11 protein-coding genes and 3 pseudogenes are annotated in these 20,872 nt (G+C 34.6%); 8 read left to right on the forward strand and 6 right to left on the reverse strand.

From position 1 onward, the window contains the following. Nucleotides 1-325: 325 nt before the first annotated feature. On the forward strand, nucleotides 326-2,974 hold the full coding sequence (gene alaS, locus P3F56_RS03265) for an alanine--tRNA ligase (protein WP_281153370.1): 2,649 nt from the start codon (nucleotides 326-328) through the stop codon (nucleotides 2,972-2,974). Nucleotides 2,975-3,948: 974 nt separating this feature from the next. Here the strand turns inward: alaS and P3F56_RS03270 are convergent. Continuing rightward, a complete protein-coding gene (locus tag P3F56_RS03270) occupies nucleotides 3,949-4,089 on the reverse strand; it encodes a hypothetical protein (protein WP_281153371.1) in 141 nt (46 codons plus the stop codon). 867 nt (nucleotides 4,090-4,956) lie between these two features. On the opposite strand from P3F56_RS03270, the gene P3F56_RS03275 reads away from it, so the two are divergent. From P3F56_RS03275 to P3F56_RS03310, 7 genes and pseudogenes are all read left to right on the forward strand, one after another. After that, nucleotides 4,957-5,202, forward strand: a complete 246-nt coding sequence (locus P3F56_RS03275; RefSeq protein ID WP_281153372.1) for a hypothetical protein — start codon at nucleotides 4,957-4,959, stop codon at nucleotides 5,200-5,202. Nucleotides 5,203-5,220: 18 nt separating this feature from the next. Further along, a pseudogene (locus P3F56_RS10420) lies at nucleotides 5,221-5,433 on the forward strand (cytochrome P450); the annotation flags it as partial. A gap of 120 nt (nucleotides 5,434-5,553) precedes the next feature. After that, on the forward strand, nucleotides 5,554-8,571 hold the full coding sequence (locus P3F56_RS03280) for a UPF0182 family protein (protein WP_281153373.1): 3,018 nt from the start codon (nucleotides 5,554-5,556) through the stop codon (nucleotides 8,569-8,571). Further along, nucleotides 8,568-9,329: an SDR family NAD(P)-dependent oxidoreductase gene (locus tag P3F56_RS03285; protein WP_281153374.1), complete on the forward strand. Its 762-nt coding sequence runs from the start codon at nucleotides 8,568-8,570 to the stop codon at nucleotides 9,327-9,329. The genes P3F56_RS03280 and P3F56_RS03285 overlap by 4 nt, the downstream gene beginning before the upstream one ends. A gap of 447 nt (nucleotides 9,330-9,776) precedes the next feature. Beyond that, entirely contained in the window at nucleotides 9,777-10,157 is a 381-nt protein-coding gene (locus tag P3F56_RS03290; protein WP_281153375.1) for a hypothetical protein, read from the forward strand. A gap of 1,610 nt (nucleotides 10,158-11,767) precedes the next feature. Next, a complete protein-coding gene (locus P3F56_RS03305) occupies nucleotides 11,768-12,499 on the forward strand; it encodes a DUF1997 domain-containing protein (RefSeq protein ID WP_281153376.1) in 732 nt (243 codons plus the stop codon). Between the two features lie 279 nt (nucleotides 12,500-12,778). After that, nucleotides 12,779-13,276, forward strand: a pseudogene (locus P3F56_RS03310) (P-loop domain-containing protein); the annotation flags it as partial. A gap of 1,325 nt (nucleotides 13,277-14,601) precedes the next feature. On the opposite strand, the gene P3F56_RS03315 reads toward P3F56_RS03310, so the two are convergent. The 5 genes and pseudogenes from P3F56_RS03315 to P3F56_RS03330 form a co-directional block, all read right to left on the reverse strand. Then, nucleotides 14,602-15,393, reverse strand: coding sequence for an MlaE family lipid ABC transporter permease subunit (locus tag P3F56_RS03315; protein ID WP_281153377.1), 792 nt, complete (start codon nucleotides 15,391-15,393; stop codon nucleotides 14,602-14,604). 188 nt (nucleotides 15,394-15,581) lie between these two features. After that, nucleotides 15,582-15,844: pseudogene (locus P3F56_RS10285) on the reverse strand (hypothetical protein); the annotation flags it as partial. Nucleotides 15,845-17,825: 1,981 nt separating this feature from the next. Beyond that, the gene (locus P3F56_RS03320) at nucleotides 17,826-17,987 is read right to left on the reverse strand and encodes a DUF5989 family protein (RefSeq protein ID WP_281153378.1); all 162 of its coding nucleotides are present in this window, start codon (nucleotides 17,985-17,987) and stop codon (nucleotides 17,826-17,828) included. Continuing rightward, nucleotides 17,987-18,391, reverse strand: coding sequence for an SxtJ family membrane protein (locus P3F56_RS03325; protein WP_281153379.1), 405 nt, complete (start codon nucleotides 18,389-18,391; stop codon nucleotides 17,987-17,989). Before P3F56_RS03325 ends, P3F56_RS03320 begins: the two co-directional genes overlap by 1 nt. 44 nt (nucleotides 18,392-18,435) lie before the next feature. Next, complete coding sequence (locus tag P3F56_RS03330) at nucleotides 18,436-20,286, reverse strand: carbamoyltransferase family protein (protein ID WP_281153380.1); 1,851 nt, start codon at nucleotides 20,284-20,286, stop codon at nucleotides 18,436-18,438. Nucleotides 20,287-20,872 lie beyond the last annotated feature (586 nt).

Consider the following 20,872-nt stretch of genomic DNA (forward strand, 5'->3'; position numbering starts at 1 on the left):
TTATTTTACCGACGACTTTTAATTATAGAGTTATCTTAATACTTTGTCTATATTTAAATTCTATATTTTGCCTTTTTTATTGAAGTGTTAAAGTGATTTAAGTAATAATTAGGCTGATTTTCTTATTTTTTGGTTAATATCTTTAGCCTTAAAATATACTATATCCTCTTCGATTAATGTATATTTCATCATTGTTCATGTAAATAACCAACATCCTATCAAAATTCTTTCATCCATATAGACAAGGTGACATGATAGGTAAATCATGCTACATTCCTCAAAATGCCACAATCATGATCACGACAGACTCCTATTGGTAACTTCTATGGCTAGAACTTCTAAAACCCCTAAATCACTTACAGGTACTCAAATTAGAGAAAAATTTCTTAAATTCTACGAGAAAAAACAACACCAAATATTACCAAGTGCATCTTTAATCCCAGAAGATCCTACTGTACTTCTAACCATTGCAGGAATGTTACCTTTTAAACCTATCTTCTTGGGAAAACAAAAACCTGACTATCCTCGGGCTACCACTTCCCAAAAGTGTATTCGTACTAATGATATCGAAAATGTGGGACGTACTTCGAGACATCATACCTTTTTTGAGATGTTAGGAAATTTCAGTTTTGGGGATTATTTTAAAGAACAAGCGATCACCTACGCTTGGGAATTATCAACTCAAGTGTTTGAATTACCTCCAGAAAACCTTGTTGTGAGCGTTTTTGAGGACGATAACGAAGCGTTTGCAATTTGGCGTGACAAAATTGGTATCCCTCCCCGTCGTATTCAAAGAATGGGAGAAAAAGATAACTTTTGGAAAGCAGGACCCACAGGACCTTGTGGTCCTTGTTCAGAGATGTATTATGACTTTCATCCTGAATTGGGGGACAATAATATTAATTTAGAAGATGATTCCCGTTTCATCGAGTTTTATAACTTAGTGTTCATGCAATATAACCGTGATGCAGAAGGGAATCTAACCCCGTTAAAAAATAAAAATATTGACACAGGAATGGGGTTAGAACGGATGGCTCAAATTCTGCAGAAAGTACCTAATAACTACGAAACAGATCTAATTTTTGCTATTATTGAAACGGCAGCAAAAATTGCGGGAATTAACTATAGAAAAACGGATGAAAAAACTAAAGTATCTTTGAAAGTAATTGGCGATCATGTGCGGTCTGTAGTTCAGATGATAGCTGATGGAATTACTGCTTCAAATACTGATCGCGGTTATGTATTACGTAGATTGATTCGTCGAGTGGTCCGCCATGGTCGGTTAATTGGAATAGATGGGGAATTTATTACCAAGGTTGCTGAAACAGCGATGCAACTTTCTGAAGAAGAATATCCTAATGTTAGAAAACGAGAAACGCTAATTAAAGAAGAATTGCAACGAGAAGAGTCTCGTTTCTTAGAAACCTTGGAGCGCGGAGAAAAACTGTTAGCAGAAATTATTGAGAATACTGATAAAAACAGTAAAATTTCAGGATTAGATGTGTTTACACTGTATGATACCTATGGTTTTCCTCTAGAATTAACCCAAGAAATTGCAGAAGAACAAGGATTGACTATTGATGTTGACGGCTTTGAAGTAGCGATGAAAAAACAGAAAGAACGCTCAAAAGCTGACTACGAAAGCATTGATTTAACCGTACAAGGTAGCTTGGATAAATTGCTTGAATATATCAATCCTACAATTTTTTTAGGCTATACAGAACCTAAAACAACGGCTAAAGTAAAAGCAATCTTGGTAAAGGGTAAACCTGTTGATAATGCAACATCAGAAACCGATATTCAAATTGTTTTAGATCAGACTCCTTTTTATGGAGAGTCGGGAGGACAAATAGGTGATCGCGGTTATTTAACCGGGGATGATTTACTAGTTCGTATTGAAGACGTTAAGAAAGAATCGGGTATTTTTATTCATTTTGGACGAGTTGAACGAGGAACTATTGAAGTAGAAAATACTATCATCGCAACGATTGATAACGCTTGTCGTCGTCGGGTTCAAGCACATCATACCGCTACTCATTTATTGCAAGCAGCATTGAAGAAAGTAGTTGATGATTCTATTTCTCAAGCAGGATCATTAGTAGACTTTGAACGCTTACGTTTCGACTTTAATTGTATCCGTGGCATCAGACCAGAAGAATTACAAGAGATAGAGACTTTAATTAATAGTTGGATTGCCGAAGCACACGATACTCAAGTATCAGTGATGGAGTTTAAAAAAGCTAGAGATAAAGGAGCAATCGCTATGTTTGGGGAGAAATATAGCACAGAAGTTCGGGTAGTAGATGTTCCAGGAGTTTCTATGGAATTATGTGGGGGAACTCATGTTAAGAATACTGTCGAGATTGGGCTATTCAAAATTATTTCTGAAAGTGGTATTTCTTCAGGAGTAAGGCGTATTGAGGCGGTGGCAGGTAATGCAGTTTTAGAATACTTAAATCTGAGGGAAATAGTGGTTAAAGAACTATGTGATCGCTTTAAAATTAAACCAGAAGAGATTAGCAATCGTATTACATCTTTGCAATCTGAATTAAAAACTACTCAGAAGACATTAGAAGTAGTAAAAAAGGAACTTGCTGTTGCTAAATCTGACCAATTATTGAGTGAAGCTGAGGCGGTTGGTTCCTTCAAAATTTTAGTTTCAGACATGGGAGATATCGATGGAAAAGCTTTACAAACTGCGGCGGAAAGACTACAACAAAAATTAGGAGAAGCTGCGGTTATTTTAGCTTCAGTTCCCAGTGATGGAAAGATTAATTTAGTGGCTGCATTTAGTCAAAAAGTTAACAAAGAAAAGAAACTGATGGCAGGTAAGTTCATCGGTGAAATTGCTAAAATCTGCGGAGGCGGCGGCGGAGGTCGTCCTAATTTAGCGCAGGCAGGGGGAAGGGATACTAGCAAGCTAGCTGAAGCTTTATTAACTGCCAGACAGCAGTTAGTAGAGAAGTTAGAATAATGATAAAAAAAGGTAGAATAGAAAATTATTCTACTTCTTTTCCTTTAACCAGAAGGACTTGCCTCGGGAAAAGCACTGATGCAAGTTGTTGTCTTAGATAAAGCAAAAAATTTTAAGATTTAAAACACATAAATAAATTTCGCAAATCAATACTATTCAAGTAATTAAAGCATTGGCGATACTAGTGTTTATAAATTAGAGAATAGGTTTTTATCAATTCAATAAATTAAGTAAGTGGCGTCTTTCCGGTGTAAGTTCTCGTTACTGTTTAAGTAGTTATTCTTATTTACTAATGACCATCTCATTATCAAATGACACTTTTATCTTAACCTGAGATAAGTAATCAGCCTATGACTAACCTACATTGAATAATGTAGGTTAGTCTGTAGTTGTGATAATTAGAGAACTTTTCGAAGTTTTGCTAAGTCTGCTCGATGTAAATTCTTTTTTGGATAATCATTCTCTTAGTTTTAGAAAACTCTGTTCTTTTGGACTAAAAAAACAAATTAGTAATCAATAACTTCTAAAACTATTATTTTGACTGTATCTACAACTATAAAAACTTGATTTCGATAAAAATTAAGTTTTTATAATCTTGTAAATCTTGCCAAGCAATACTTTTAGTTCTTCTATCATGATTTTGTTACAGCTAGGCTAGAAAAGCCACAATACCTACAATCTCTTAAGAAGAGAAATAACACAAATTTTACTTTTAGTATTGATTATATTTGGGCATTTACTGGCTTATAAATACCCCTATAATTCAGGATTTACCTTTGATGAATAATTGCCTTACTTCACTTTTATCCAAGTCTAGGAATACCAAAGTCTGGAAGCGTTAATAATTCTCCTATCTGATTAATCTGATCGCCAATCATCCCTGGACTATTAATTTCTAGGGTGATGTTTTCTAAAACATCTAATTTCCATTTTTTTTATCTTTTATTTTTCTCCTATTGCCGTTCTGAGTTAAATTATGATTGTAACAAAGGAGTTAATTGTTCCTGATTAGTTTTACCAAAACTTACTGTATCAGACATAGTATAAGTAGCCAATCCAATAACTCGTTTATCGACAAAAAGATTAGTGATGTCTTTAAATATATGTAATAACATTTTCTGGTTTTTTAACATACAGTCCAGTCGTACCCAAGAGATTTCAGAATAAAAATGAACTTTGAGTAAAAATAACTTTGATATTTCAATATATCAAAGCAATATTATCTACTTCTTCTAGAGTTCCTTGTTGCTGATGATAGAACAGGTAAATTGCCCCGAATTTAGCTACAATCTTTAGATTATAAGGTTCCTATGTTTTACCATTGAGCAAAGAGTCATAATCAAAGAAATTTTCTCTAAAACTGTTTGTGATGAAATCTCTTCCTGAGTTAAAAACCCCTTTATTATTACAACGTCTGCAATGGCTTTTTAGTACAGTGAGTTACCTCAAAAATACCCAACATTGCTATTCGACATATTCTTAAACCAAACGATAAATAGTTTTTTTGAGCTAAATTAAGGCTATTAAAGGGCTTTTGCCTAAAAATTGCAGATAAATTAGTGCACCAAGTCAATACGATCAACTATTGCAACTCATTTTCAGGAATATTATGATCCTAATATCATAGATAGCGATCACCGTTAAAGTGATGCTCTTGTTTCATGGCAAACGACTCAAAAACGATGGGGAGTCCTAAAAGTCCATCTTGCTAAAGAAGTCATAGAGCAACTTCCAAAAGATTAACTATTTTTGGCACGAAGTGCCATGCAATCTGTCTCTCTAAAAGTTACTATGGAGACTGTCTTTGGAATTAGTCAGGGAGATGTTCTCCAGAAGACTCCAGAGTCTTATAAGTCAATTAACCCACTTGTTTGAGTTCTCTATGGACTCAGCCATACCATTTTTTTTCTTCTCTACAAAAAGATTTAGAAATTTGGAGTTTTTAAGCTAAGTTTCTGCGACAAAGCAACCAAGTTGATGAATTGATTTGTGCAGAAATAAGCGCTCGCCGTTCTAACCGAAATCCCAACTGTACAGATGTTCTTTTCTTGCTAATGGAAGCGCGGAACAAAACAGGAGAAACCCTTAACGATAAGGAGTTAGCTAATCTTGGGGACTTCCTTGATCCGATGTTAACCTTTCTCAAAGTCGCCCAAAAACTGGTCGAGATTTTGAACTATTCCATCGTAGCAGGGACCCCTGTTATTGGCCATATCTACTTGACCTGAAAAGGGGAAGACCTTTATGCTAATACTCGTGAGTTCAGACCAAAACACTTTCTAGAACGGCAAAATTATCCCTATGAATTCGTTCCTTTTGGAGGTGGGTTTTGTCGTTGTTTGGGAAAAACTTTGGCTCAATTTAAAACAAAGTTAGTTCTGAGCACTATTATTTTAGGTGATCAACTAAAGTTATGGGAAAAACAACCCGGAAATTATAACATCGTAGCTTTACTTTAATCTCCAAGTCTGGGAGTTAAAATGATTAAGTCGAAAGTCCTAGACAATTCGCCTCAAAGAACGACCCAACTTAATAGGGTCTAAGGTAAAACTCTTGATTTTCTATTACCTGCGTCCTGAATGTTCAAACTCTCCACCCATAGTATTTTTAAAGTCCTCAGCAGTTTATTTGGACTGTGGTTAGCTTTTGAATTACTCTCCCATCTGGTGGTAGAGTCTCTTTGGTTTCAGGAGCTAGGTTATCTAAATTCCTTTTTGAAGCGGTTACTGTGGCAATTTGGGCTATTTGGTGTAACAACAGGATTGTCTCTTGGGTTTTTACTAAAGAACTTATACCAAGCACAGTATTATCAATGGCATTCTATCCCAGAATCACCTCTTCCTCAGAAAGGACGACACAGGGGAAATAGCGGAGATCACACCCAGAAAAACTATCAAACCTCATTTCCGGAGTCTCGTTCCTTTGGTCTATCTTGGTTGTTAACCCTAGTGTTGTTCCTGGGAACACTGATAGGCTTGATGTTACTTTACTACAGTCAAGTTGCTTATGATATTTGGACTCCGGATTTAACTCTTCCCAACATAACCCCCCCGCTTCCCTCTCCTTTTAATTTCAATTCCATACCAAAACTTTTTTCTCAAATTTCCCAGAATCTTTGGAAAGTTGGAGTTATTGGCGGATTAATTTTTTTGACTCTATTGAAGAGAAAATTTTATCTAAAAACCATGGCCATCATTTTTAGTATCATTTTTGGCTTGGTAATATCAGGAAATTGGACAAGAATTCTTCAGTATTTTAACTCAACCCCTTTTTCAGCGATCGATCCTCAATTTGGTAGAAACATCAGTTTCTATGTATTTAAATTACCGTTTTGGAAATTGCTTAATTTTTGGTTAGGTGGACTATTTATATACGGCTTTGTCACCGTTAGTCTTGTCTATCTCCTATCGGCTAAAAGTCTTTCTCAAGGAAGGTTTCCAGGTTTCTCTCGCCACCAACTACGTCATCTGTATCTATTAGGTGGTTTAACCCTCTCGATTGTAGGATTGCGCCATTGGTTGAACCGTTATGATCTTTTATATTCTCCCCGTGGAGTGGTTTATGGAGCAAGTTACACCGATGTCCATGTGTCATTACCCGTGGATACGACTTTATGCATCTTAGTCACCGTTATCGCTGTATGGTTACTCCTTAAAGCCATAGCAGGATTCGGTCCCCCCCTTCCTGTGCAACCTCTTAGAAGTAAGAATAGACCCTGTTTTTCTTTTTTTACCCTTCCTTTTGTTTTATATTTAATCATTCTCATCTTTGGTTCATTCTTGACTGAAGTAGTTCAAAGTTTTGTAGTCCAACCGAATGAATTGGGTCAAGAACGCCCTTATATTGAACGAAGTATTGCCCTAACCCGCGCCGCGTTTAATTTAGATCAAATTAAAATCGAAACCCTTGATGCTACTGGAACTCTAACCGATGAAGATCTGCAAGATAATCGCTTAACTATCAAGAATATTCGTCTGTGGGATGCTCGTCCTTTACTGCAAACAAACCGTCAACTGCAACAGATTCGTCTTTATTATAAATTTCCTGACGCAGACATTGATCGTTACAGAATTCCTATAGAAAATGAATGTTTATCCCCCAATGTAGCTAAACAACAGGTATTAATTGCAGCTAGGGAGCTCGATTATAATGAAGTTCCTGAACAAGCTAAAACCTGGGTTAATAAACATTTAATTTACACTCATGGCTATGGATTCACCTTGTCTCTAGTCAATCGAGTCGATCAAGGGGGATTACCATTCTATTTTGTCAAAAATATTGAGACAACCAGCAATGGAGGGGAATTACAAACCTCGAATTCTAACATTTGTAACAGTATTCCGATTGATAACCCTCGTATCTACTTTGGGGAATTGACCGATACTTACATTATGACTAATACGGAAGTACAAGAATTAGACTATCCCAGCGGTCAGGATAATGCTTACAATGTCTATGATGGTCAAGGAGGTATCTCTATTAATTCGGCGGTAAGACGACTACTATTTGCCGAGTATCTCAAAGACTGGCAAATGCTATTTACTAAAAATTTTACGTCCCAGACTCGTTTATTGTTTCATCGTGATATTAACCGTCGCATTCGTAAGATTGCCCCTTTTCTACACTTTGATCAAGATTCTTATTTAGTCAGTGCAAAGGTAGATGACTCTAACTCTCATAGGTTAGTCAGTTCCAGTACCCTCTATTGGATTATTGATGCTTATACCACCAGTGGTGGCTATCCCTACTCTGATCCAGGAAAACACAACTTTAACTATATTCGCAACTCCGTCAAAATTGTAATCGATGCCTACAATGGAAACGTACAATTCTATGTGGTTGACCCTAGTGATCCGATCATTAAAACCTGGCAACAAGTTTTTCCAGACTTATTTAAACCTCTGGGAGAAATGCCTGTCACCCTCAAAGCACATGTTCGCTATCCCAAAGACTTGTTTAATACGCAATCAGAAAGACTGTTAACCTATCACATGACTGATGCTCAGGTATTTTACAATCGTGAAGATCAATGGCGTATTCCCCAGGAAATCTACGGAGGAGAACAACAACCCATTGAACCTTATTATCTCTTGATGCGTGTGACTGGAAAGTCTCAAGAATTTATTTTAATAAACTTTTTTACTCCTACAAGTCGTAATAACTTAATTTCAGGTTTATTTGCTCAGTCTGATGGAGAAAATTATGGCAAATTGAATTTAATTCAATTACCCAAGCAGCGAGTCATTTATGGACCTGAACAAATTGAAGCTTTGATTAATCAAGACCCAGTAATTTCTCAACAGATTTCCCTTTGGAATCGTCAGGGATCTCGTGTTATTCAAGGTAATCTTTTAGTCATTCCTTTTTTTGCTGAACAATCTCTTCTTTATGTAGAACCCTTATATTTAGAAGCAGAACAAAATAGCCTTCCAACTTTGGTAAGGGTCATCGTGATTTATGAAAATAAAATTGTTATGGCCCAGAATTTGGATAAGGCACTTCAATCAATTTTTGAACCTTCACAATCTACCCCTGAGACAATTATTCGATCTCTTACAGAAGGAAAAGGACGAACATTACCAGAAGAATTAAAATGAACAATTATCAGACTCAGACGAACGCTCTAATTTTTGGAGCATCAAGAGGAATTGGTTTAGGTTTTGTTAAAGCTCTTCTCAAAAAACAGAACATCAATATTTATGCAACTTATCGTCGAAGAAATGTAGCTGCCGAATTACTTTCCTTGGAGACTACACATCCCCAGGTACTTCATTGCTTAGCCGTAGATGTAACAAAAGAAGACCAAATTGCTAACCTTTCGGATTATATACAACAAATGGAGTCTAAACTTCATCTAGTGGTTAACTGTGTGGGAATTCTACATCAAGGAGCCTTACAACCTGAAAAAAGTCTCAGACAGATTTATTCAGAAAACTTAGTTTATTATTTTCAAGTCAATAGCATTGCTTCGACTTTAATTGCTAAGCATTTGCTACCATTATTTTGTCATTCAAATAAAAGTATTTTGGCTTTTATTAGTGCAAAATTAGGTAGTATTGGTGATAATCATTTAGGAGGTTGGTATGGCTATCGCGCTTCTAAAGCTGCTCTAAACATGTTGATGAGAACAATTGCCATAGAGTATGGTCACAAATGCCCTCAAACAATTGTAGTTAGTTTACATCCTGGGACAACTGATACGGATTTATCAAAACCTTTTCAAAAAAATATTTCTTCTCATCAATTATTTTCAATAGAAAAAACAGTCAATCAACTACTAGAAGTGATTAATAGTTTGACTGAAAACGACAGTGGATATTTTTTCTCCTGGGATGGCAATCGTGTGCCCTGGTAGCATCATTAAAGTTAAGTCTTAACTCAACTTTAATGAAAGTAACTAATTTACCATCGATTGATTTCTGATTGGCGTGACCGACATTGTTCTCGATTAAACTTAATCTGTTCTATTGTCTAAATAGTGTTGTTAGAAACGCAAAACTAGTCTATTTAGATCAAAAAAGCCAATTGAAGATGTCAAACTATGTAAATCTCAATTGAGTTAGTTAATTTAATAACGTATTGAGTATGATCTTGTTTTACAAGGGAGTCTGTTTTCCTTGAAAATTAATTCTTTTCAATTATTAAGTCTTCTCGACTTATTTCCTTCGACGTTTTTCCGTGAACCTTCTGTTTACAGTTATGATGGTGGCAGGTGATTTGTTACACTAATTCGCAAACAAATCCTACCCGCAAAGCATTGTCTTAGATGTGAGTTCTAAGATGAATAACCGAGGATACTCCCGTGAATAATAAGTTCCCCGAATTTGTCTGGCTTAATAACTTCGGCCTTAGTTGCTTATTGACATTCTTGTTGTTAGGGCTGTTTTTGGGTTTGGTGGGGCTAAGTTGGGTCTTTAATAGCTTTCTTATCCTTGTCGCTTTGATTTTTATTGCTCCAGCGATCATTTTATGGAGAATACGCTGGTGGCTTCAACGAGATTTAGTTGAAGATGAGTGTCCAGTCTGTAGTTATGGGTTTACGGGATTTAATAAAACCGAAGGTCAATGTCCTAATTGTGGTGAACCTGTTAAGATAGAAGGAGGACATTTTCATCGCGTTATCCCACCAGATACAATTGATATTGATGCCGTAGAAGTCTCTGTCAATCAATTGGAAGACTGATTGAACAACTGTCATCAATCGATGACTAATGACAGTTGTTCAGACATAATTACTAGTGAGTGATCGCAAGGTAATTATTACATACTTTAAAATTACGTCTGCTTTTAGCAAAAAGAATGTGCTCTGTGCAGTATGCTAGGTCATAATTTAATTTAGAACTTTTAAAAAACTCAAATAAGATTATTCCTTAAGACACAAGAAATCTGTCCCGGAGATGGTTTTCTATCTTGCCAGCATTGAATATGCCAAGCCTTCGTATGCCAAGGCCCCTACAAGACTTTTGTAGGGGCCTTGGCGGATGAAAGAGGGAGTTCCACATATAAACTATCAGTTTTGACTGGGGTGTGTTATGAAAGAAAACACTCGGTTAAGGAACCAATAATCAATGTCTCATAACCTCAAAATCTACGCCACTTGTATCTGCTGCATTTAATGCATTAGGGCTTGTCCTCTTGATATTTTTAGAGATGGTCCCCTGGGATAGCTGTGGGGTTGGTAAGGTTACTTCGTCTCCTCCTATAGAAGACTGTATTGGTTGTAAGTGATGTAAAACAGCCTGCCAGACTGATTTCTTAAATGTATGTGTCTATCCAGGGAAACAAACTACTCGTAGTATGGGTCTTTCCTATTTAAGATGTCTGAATTTAAGTGTGCTATATGTCAATATTTTTTTAAAATCTGAGCAATTTTCCCACATAAAGGGAGCAAACTGCTCTCTTTCTTGTATTTTTTAAAAAATAAATTGTAGTGGGGTAGACGACGCTAAACTTACAGGTTGAAAAAATTTTAGTTTAAGCAGAGACAGTTCCTGATTTTTGTGTAACGATTTCGAAAATTTTGTTACGTTACTCTATTTGAAATAGGGATGATACGCAAATTTTCGCTACTTTTCGTTGCGGAATACTTCCTTCAAACGAAGCATATGCTAATAACATCAAAATTGGACACGAGTTGTCTTCACTTTTAAGACGACCAGAATGAACAATTGTATTAAGTTAATCTACTGTTTTGCAGACAGATTTCCACCAGCTTTTTCTAAAGTAAGACTAATTAAACAAGGTTTAACCAGTGAAAAAAAACGAATACAGACAGGGAAGAGACAGAAACAACCTGTTTAATCCCATGATCTTTAGCTAAATTAACTTTTAATTCTTTGACAATCTATCTGATACGGTCCCCTCGGGTCAAAACTAGATCTAGCTCCAGTAACACTAAGTAGTGTGTTGCAATCAGTAACAGTCTAGGTCAAATTTTCTGCTCTGAAAACACCGCCAACGACTAACTCAATTTCAGAAGGAGAAGTCTTTTTTGCTATTTCTAAATTCCTGCTCGAAATTTTAACCGGAATTTGATAACTGGTCAATTATTGAATAATATGTCCCCTGATCTCTCCTGTTACTAATGCTTTTATCTGTCTCTCCTTAAGTTGTTTGTCTAACTGGACTGATTTGGCTCATATTTATCAGTCTAGATACTTAAAATCTGATAAGGTTGCTTAGCATTTCTCTTGAAGATTAAATACAACGATAATTGGTTGTTCCTTTTTTTTCTAAGAAAAGAGAGCCTTTCAACAGATTAAGTTAACTTTAAATGTTCTATAAAGGTTTGCTATGGAATGCCAATGGACTGAAAATAATTTAACTGATGTTTCTAAACCATCGGAACCCTTTGAGGAAAACCCAATTTGTTTCCAGACGAAGTTTATTGGCTATATGGAAATGTACAGTGATCAGCAAACGGTAATTAACTATCTTAATGCTCATCAAGGATGGTTTTGTCGTTGTGCTGAACCGATGAAAACTGAAGCTATGGGAGAAAATGGTTATATCTTATCAGTAGGACGGTTTAGTTCTTTTGGATATGAAGTGGAGCCAAAAATAGCTGTAGTTTTATTATCGTCTCAAGATGGAATATACCTAATGAATACAATTCCTTTTCCTGAAGAATCTAATTTAGGTTATGAGATAGATTATAAGGCTTCTATGCAATTAGAAGAAGTTTCTGCCAAACTAGCAGGAGAGGGAATAGTAAAAGCTTATAAAAAGCAAGGTTTCTCTCAGTTACCAGACGTGATCACTAAAGTTCGATGGCAATTACAGATGGATGTTGCTATTCAATTTCCTAAATTTATTCACAAGTTACCTTTAAGAGTAATTCAGCAAACTGGTGATAGCCTTTTGAGTCAGATTATTCGCCAAATTTCTCCTCGTTTGACTTATAAAGTTCAAGAAGACTTTCATACTTATCGTCATCTTCCCGTCCCCCCAAAAAATAGCTGCTACTTAGAGAAAGTTATGGTTTCTAAAGAAAAAGCTACCTTTAAATCCTTATTTAAAGACTGAAAAGAAATCTGATAGAAGCCTAGCCGTGTTTTTGTCTAACTAATTAGGACGATAGTGAGACTAATTAGTTGGGCTCAAATGAGCGTAGAATAGAAAAGTAGTTGAAAAAGAGCGATTGCGATTATTAGATACCAGGCTACCTAGAAAATCAGCTAAAAAACTTAGAAGAGTAAAAACTATCGAAGTTTACTCGCACCACAAAAATTATATACAAAATAGGAACAAATGCTACAATCTCTAGAAGTTGAGTTCAATTGCCACAATTAAGGTAGCCATCATAGTAAATTAACTCTACTTAAAACGGTAGAACTAAAAGTTTATAATCATATTTCAGGGGGTAGACGAGAATTTGTAGTCACGAATCCAGAAGTAGGTAAAATTAGGTTTGAAAATCGACGAAGCATTGTAGGAGTCGATATTTTTCCTTTTATTGATCGGTTATCCTGAGAAAATTCTACTGAGAGTTTTTCAACGACTAATACTAGTAAAATTACCTTCCCAGTGGGAAATATTATTGAAGTCTTTGGAGCGGGGTCCAGAATATTATTGGTGGATGAAGATACAGCTCCAACCAACTTTATAATCCGTAATCGCCGAATGCAACAATTCATTGCTCACGAAAAGAATCCATGTTCTTTTTTTGATAAAGTTCGGCAACTATATACAGATTATGGAGTGTCTATAATTCCAGTTATAAGAGATAGTGGAAATTATTTTTATGTAGCTGATAAGGTAATTCCTATGGAAAATTTTTTGATTTTAAATATTACTAATTAAGCTATAACAATATATTAACAAGGTCTAAATAATCGCCTTACAGATGGGCAGATAAATTTGATCATAGTCATTCCTAGAATTTTTCTATCAGAAGGTGTTGATATAAGTAGAGAAAAATAGGCAATTACAGTTAAACATTCGAGATGTAGCTTAGAAAGCTTTTGGGATAGAAGATCTTGATTGAAGGACAGTAGAACAAATTGTTGAAGTTGGACAATTGCTGGTGCTCGTAAGAAGATTTTTTTCTTCCAAAAAAGAAGTATTTTGATCTTTGTCGAACCTTGTCGTAAATCTTAAGTTAAATGATAGCTAATCTAACTCATTAAAGGTTAGATATCTTAACAGAATTTACCCAGGAAGATTTAGTTTTGTTTGGGGGTTAAAATGGTTATTTGGCGAGTTTTGAGTCTTAATGGAAAATGCTGCTAAACCGGAGAAAGTCTTTACTGAGCAGAGTAGAGTTGAGATTTTTTCAACAATAGAAAACGCTAATTCTTCAATTTATCGTATTTATAGTACAGTTTTAGCTTAGCCTAGTTATTAAATAAAGTTTCCATAATTGTAACCTAAGTTATTATTAGGGTCGAAGACCTTGTTCAGCTTAATAGTCGTTTTGTCTAATCTAATATTGTTTGGAATTATTATTGCAGTGTTAAAAGTTTTAGATTTGCATACTCTTTAAAAATTTGGATTCTTTCTATTTCTAGTCCAAGATTATAAACTGAGATAATTTTAGGATAATTTGTCTGGGTACTCGCAACTAGTTTGATGAAACTATCATAACCTTTCGAAATAAAAATTTAGGACTTATTAAACTTCAGATGACAAAAACAACCAACCCCTAATATAGCTTTATTTTGTAATTTTTCTTTTACAGAGATAATTATTTGTATTTCTTGGAAGATTAAAAACAAATATTTCGAAACGACAATATTAATATTTTTACATTAAAAGTATGGTAGGACTTAGCTTTCTAAGTTAAAGGGTATAGTGTTAAAACAAATTAACACGTACTTGCTTTTTACATTTTGTTTCACAAGCAATAGTAAATATTATAGCATCAGCATAAGTTGGAAATAGTCAATGATAGCCTTTGGCTAATGCCATCATTGACCAGTATTTTTAGTTTTGGCTAATTTAGTTGATTGAGATCTTTTTTAAGTAAATAGTTAATAGCTTAGCACGTAACAGGATAGTGAAAGTGAACGTTATTAATCTTTAAAAGCTATTAACTATTTAAATGGCTTTTTATCCTTCTTTCTGAACCTCTGATTTTGAAGCAGGATAAATTTTCCTATTGTTAAATATATTGAATTAAAGTCTCATTAGAGAGAAGCTGTTCCTGTTCCTTGAAACATAAACCAAGAAAGGAAAAAGTTAACAACAAATACAGCCAATAAAGCTGTTACAACTGCTGTTGTCGTAGACTGTCCTACCCCCTTAGCTCCCCCCGTGGTAGTTAACCCCCAACTACAACCGATCACTGCAATTAAACTACCAAAAACAATCGATTTAATCATCGAAGTCAATAAATCCCAAAGTTCAAGAAAATTACGGGCAGATTTTAAAAAAACTACCGGAGAGATATCGTATAAACTATCAGCAATTAATAACCCTCCGGCCATCCCAGTCATCAAGGAAAGAAGGTTTAAAACCGGCAACATCATACAACAGGCTAAGACACGAGGAACGACTAAGTAATCGATGGGGTCGGTTTTCAGCATATAAAGAGCATCAATTTGCTCCGTTACGCGCATTGTTCCGATTTCGGCGGCAAAAGCTGACCCCACCCGTCCTGCTACCACCACAGCTGTGAGAACGGGGGCTAATTCCCTCGTTAACGCTAAGGATAAAACGCCGCCAACGGTGCTGGCTGCGCCAAAATGAATAAATTCCCTAGCTACTTGAATTGTAAATACCATTCCTACAAATCCTGCCGTGACTAAAGCGATCGTTAAAGACTCAGGGCCAACTACACTCATTTGTTCTAGGGTGTTGCGTCGGTGAATTCTGCTTTTCAGCAGGTGAAAAAAGACTTGTCCTCCTAAGAGGATAGCCGCTAGCAACCGCTCAAACCATACAGCAAAACCGCGACGGGTACTTGTCTGGTTAGTCATTGATTTCCTATTCTGTAAATTATGTCTCTTTCATTATCAACCAACGACTCTAAATTACCCTAGGTTTCATTTTTGTCAAACAAAATAAATTGTGGGGAACAACCGCTAGATCTTGTAAATAACCTACTCACATGCTAAGACTTTTGGGAGAATTCTTATGCCATAACTTAGGTAATGCAATCGGTGGAATTGACGGCACAAAAATCTTCCCGTTGTTGAATAGTATCAACCGTAATCGAGCGCACTAGACTATAAATACAGTTGGAAAGATCGATAATATCTTTAAAGGATCTTCAAAGGAGATTTTTGTCTGTTCAGAAGTATTTACTAAATTGATGACCTTTTGAATTTCTTCTTCGATGGCTGTCATAATTAAACCTGTTTCACTTTGGATTTGCAATATGATTTGTTCAATTTTTTTGAGAGATTTAGCCGAACAGTTAAATAACTGACAGTGTAGTCACAGAACATCAGGATTGTCTCGATAGGTTTCAGCTCCAGCGATAGGCTGAATAATCGTGGTTACTTCCTGGCAAGTTCCCTGTTCGTAAGCAACATGATCGTCATTGTGTAGTTTAGAATAACCCCTTGTTTGTGCTATTGTCTCTTTCTTCGTGACTTAGTTCAGTGACTGAATTTTAATAATTACTGGTTTAATACTTGTGGTGTCCCTTCTCTCATCAGGAATTGTTTTAGGTAACCAATTGGGCTGAACATAAAATCGCAATGTGGTTTAACAGAAGCAAAACTTCCTCGGAACTATTATCCTCTTAATTATTTAATACTCACTCACCTTAGACATGAGGGAGAATATGATTCAGAGACATTTGTTAGAATTGTTAATTTTTTAACATTTAGTCATCTCGTCTCTCTGAATTCTTCGATCAATGGCTAATCTTAAAATATTTTTTTTTCTTCAATGGCAATAAAAGGAATTTCAGGGAAGTTCGTTTTAAGCAGAACGCGATCACCTAAAAATTGTCCTAAATTAGCAACCTAAATCATCTGACCCCATAAATAAATAGCTCTCAGTAGTAAGGTGAAGACACTACAAATAAGCGTATTATGACTAGGATCGTTGTATCACTTTCTTAATAGTGGTTGCTGGTAGAGCAAATTCATTCTGAAATTTTTAAGTAAAAAAGTAAGTGTAATTCTTCTTCTGAGGTTTGTAAAGACTTAATTTCAGAGGAGATTTCTTGATCTTTAACTCTGCCTAGTTGAGGATTCCCAAATATCTTAACTTTCTGTAATCTTTGTTATCAGTTTTTTTTAGAAAAGATTTTAATCAATCCTAAGATTCATTTCTTTATAAATAAGATTAAATATTAATTATCTTGAATAAATCAAGTAATCGCTATATTTTAGCTTAAATAAAAATTATTATCACTGAGTAATTTTTAAGGAAAATGATGAAAATAAATTTTAGTTAAGATACTGATAAAATAAAATCATGATTATCTTTAAGAGATAAGTTTATGGTAATGTTATACCAACAATCAATTAATTTTTTTATTGAAACTAACTTTATAAAAGCTGATAAAATACGAAAAAATAAGTTAAAGTCACATTATAGTTTCTAACTATTAAGTTATTGATCATTACCACACAATACTAAAATAACTGTGTAGTAATGGACAATAACTTAATGAGTTGTTTTAAATTGAATAAACAAACTGTTACTAACCTAATTTTAGTATTAATTTTTTAAACCAAATAAATATTATATTAAACGATATTTTCTTACTTTTTCAAAAGAATTGTGACTATTTTCAACTAAAATAAGTGAATGGTTGTCTTATTTTTTGTATATCTAGGCTTTTAACCGATTTGTACTCTCCCATTTTGATTAATGCTTATTGATTGTCAGCCATTTCTAGTATAAAAAATAATTTATAGTCATGAGATAAATAATTAAATATCTATGATAAACAATTACGGCTTTAATATTTAGATTCAGCGGTTAAATGCCAAATTAAATATCAACGTAAAACTCAAGGGTTCAAAGTGGAGCAAGATGATTGAGCTCAAGCTCCATTCGAAGTTATTCAACTTGCCAGCCACTTAAGTTTCTATCAAGGACTGTTGTGCTCAACCGAAGATCAACTAGATAAGTCAATCTATCAATATAAAGAGATTACAAATATGGCTTAACTATGATTAATATCGTTGCTACCGAACCTGTCATTAATAATTTATATTATAGGGGTAGAAAAGAAGAAATGGGGAACAGATTTTAACTTTCTAGTTTTTTTAGTAAAACTAATCATCATTCTACTTGCCTCTTTTATTCATTTTCAGGAAAAATTTTAGCAAAAAAACATCACTTTTTTTAGTGATATCCATACTTTATTATATTTTTCTATGTTTTGAAAATCATTAATATCTGATATTTATTCATTTTTTTATCTTACAATTTTGATCCATTTTTTTTAAAATAAAGTATAAATAAAAGGAGCGATCACTGATCCTTGCGTAAATACAATTAAAGTCCCTAATAACACTAATGTAATAACTAACGGGGCTAACCAATACTTTTTACGCTCATTTAAAAATGCCCAGATATCTTTGATCAAATCAATAAAGTCTTCCATTAATATGGTTTCTCCATACTATTTTTTTCTTTAATGAAACTTGAAATACGATAGGTTTCCAAGCTATAACTAATCTTTTTCATTGTATCTCGATTAAATAATTGCATAATAAATGCCATAGGAGTGATAATTAAAAAGAAGATTAGACCCAGAATAATTCTTGTATTAATCCAAGCAAGTACCTGCGTCACTTTCATCCAATTATTATAAATTGGATCGAGAGACTGGGGGATGAAAGTTGCTAACCCATACATTACTCCTGTAATAATCCAGGGGGTTAATGGCAACTTATCTCCCGAAATTAAAGGCATAACTAACCCAAATAATCCAGAAATAATTGTTCCAGTTAATAAACCAAAACGTCGTAATTCTTTTCGATTTAACTTAGGAATTTTATAAGACATATCTTTATATTTAACTCAATAAATAGTGAGAAATAATTTTTCTATTAATCTAGTTCAAATTCATATTGCCACTCATTATCTTTCTGCCATTGTAGTTGTTCTGATTTAGCTAGTAAATAATTCTCAATTACTAAATAATCCATTTCAGTACGCATAAAACAACGATAGGCATCTTCAGGGGTACAAACAATTGGTTCTCCTCTAACGTTGAAGGAAGTATTAACTAATACTCCACATCCTGTTAATGTTTCAAATTCTTTAATTAATTGATAGTAACGAGGGTTAGTTTCGGGATGGACCGTTTGTATTCTTGCCGAATAATCAACGTGGGTAACAGCCGGAATTTGTGAGTGAGGAATTTTTAATTTTTCTATGCCAAAAAGTTGCTTTTGTTCATCCATCATTAATAGATGTAAATCTTCTTTGACAGAAGCAACTAATAACATATAAGGACTTGGTTTATCTAGGTCAAAATAATCAGAAACTCGTTCAGCCAAAACTGCAGGTGCAAAGGGGCGAAATGACTCTCGATATTTAATTTTTAAGTTCATCATTGACTGCATTCTCTCGTTACGAGGATCACCAATAATTGAACGATTACCCAAAGCACGAGGTCCAAATTCCATGCGACCTTGGAACCATCCAACTACATTTCCCTTAGCAATAATTTCAGCTACTCTTGAGAATAATTCATTGTTGTCTAGAAGAATATATTGAGCGCAAATATCATTAAAATATTGACCAATTTCTTCCTCATGAAATTGAGGACCTAAATAAGTTCCTTGCATTCGATCTAACTCAATTCTTGAATCACTCATATTCCGGGGATTTTCTAAATATTGATGCCAAATCGCTAAAGCTGCTCCAATTGCTCCTCCTGCATCCCCTGCGGCAGGTTGAATCCAAATATCTTTAAATTTACCTTCCCGCAAAATACGCCCATTAGCGACACAATTTAAAGCAACACCCCCGGCTAAACAAAGATTATCTACTTTTAATTCTTTGTAAGCTGTATTGGTCAATTTTAAAACAATTTCTTCAGTCACTTTTTGGATTGAAGCCGCAATATTCATTTCTCTTTGAGAGATTTTACTTTCTGGTTTACGGCGAGGTGCACCAAAAAGCTGGTTAAACTTCTTATTAGTCATTGTTAACCCTGTTGCGTAATTGAAGTATTTCATGTTCAGGCGGAATGTGCCATCTTCCTTAATATCAATTAAATTTTCTAAAATAATATCAACATATTTGGGTTCACCGTAGGGAGCTAACCCCATTAGCTTGTATTCTCCAGAGTTAACTTTAAAACCAGTATAGTAAGTGAAAGCAGAATAAAGTAGTCCTAAAGAATGAGGAAAATTAATTTCCCATTGAGGTGTTAATATGTTATTTTTTCCTAGCCATAAAGAAGTTGTTGCCCATTCTCCCACTGCATCTAGACACAATACCGCAGCGTCCTTAAAAGGACTGGGGAAAAAAGCAGAGGCTGCATGAGACTGATGATGTTCTGTAAATAATAATGGTGGAAGTTGGGAGGGTTGACAATTAGCAAGTTTGGCTAATTCTCTTTTGAGGATGATCTTAAGATAAAGTTTTTCTTGTAACCAAGCTGACATCGCGGCGACAAAAGAACGAAATCCTTGAGGTGCGTACGCTAAGTAAGTTTCCAATAGACGTTCAAAAGTAACGATTGGTTTCTCATAAAAGACAATATAATCTAACTTCTGTAGAGGAATTTTTGCTTCTGCTAGCACATAGAGAATAGCATTTCTAGGAAATTTTGCATCATGTTTTTTACGAGTGAAGCGTTCTTCTTGGACTGCGGCGATAATAGTTCCTTCTTCGACCAAAGCTGCTGCACTGTCATGATAGTAGCCTGAAATCCCTAAAATTCTCATTTTCCTGTTATCTTCCCCTCTGTTACACCATTGACAATGGAAACCATAAGTACTTTACAAGTCAAGGTATAAGATATCATACATGTGGAGTTTCTCGGACTTATTAGCTACACATTAACTCTATTTTCTGTTCAGGCGGCATTTCTTGTTCTGTCATACTAAAAACTCTGCTATCATTCAAAATTTTATCTGTATTAATGAGTAAACATGAAATAATACAGAATAGAATTTTCGAATATCTGCAATCTTTTTAAGATACTTTCATTAACTTCAGCATGAAAATATATATTGATAGATTTTAAATTTAATAATTATTTTCTATATGAGAGCTATTGTTCTTTACAATATTAACTATTCAAATCAATTTCTTAAACTAAAACATACTTTTTTTCTCTATTTTATTCAGATTTTGATTTTTCATTTTTACGATAAATCTCACTGCACTTAAGATTAAAAGTTTAACCCCCTTATCCTTATCTTCCAAATATACTAACTTCGTTTTCCCGTCATTATAAGCAACCTCACGTTTTTCTTACTCGATACACTTATCACATAGACGAACAGCAGGATGCATCTCCTCTATATT

The sequence above is a fragment of the cyanobacterium endosymbiont of Epithemia clementina EcSB genome, from assembly GCF_029919255.1.
In the GTDB taxonomy this organism is placed as follows: domain Bacteria; phylum Cyanobacteriota; class Cyanobacteriia; order Cyanobacteriales; family Microcystaceae; genus Rippkaea.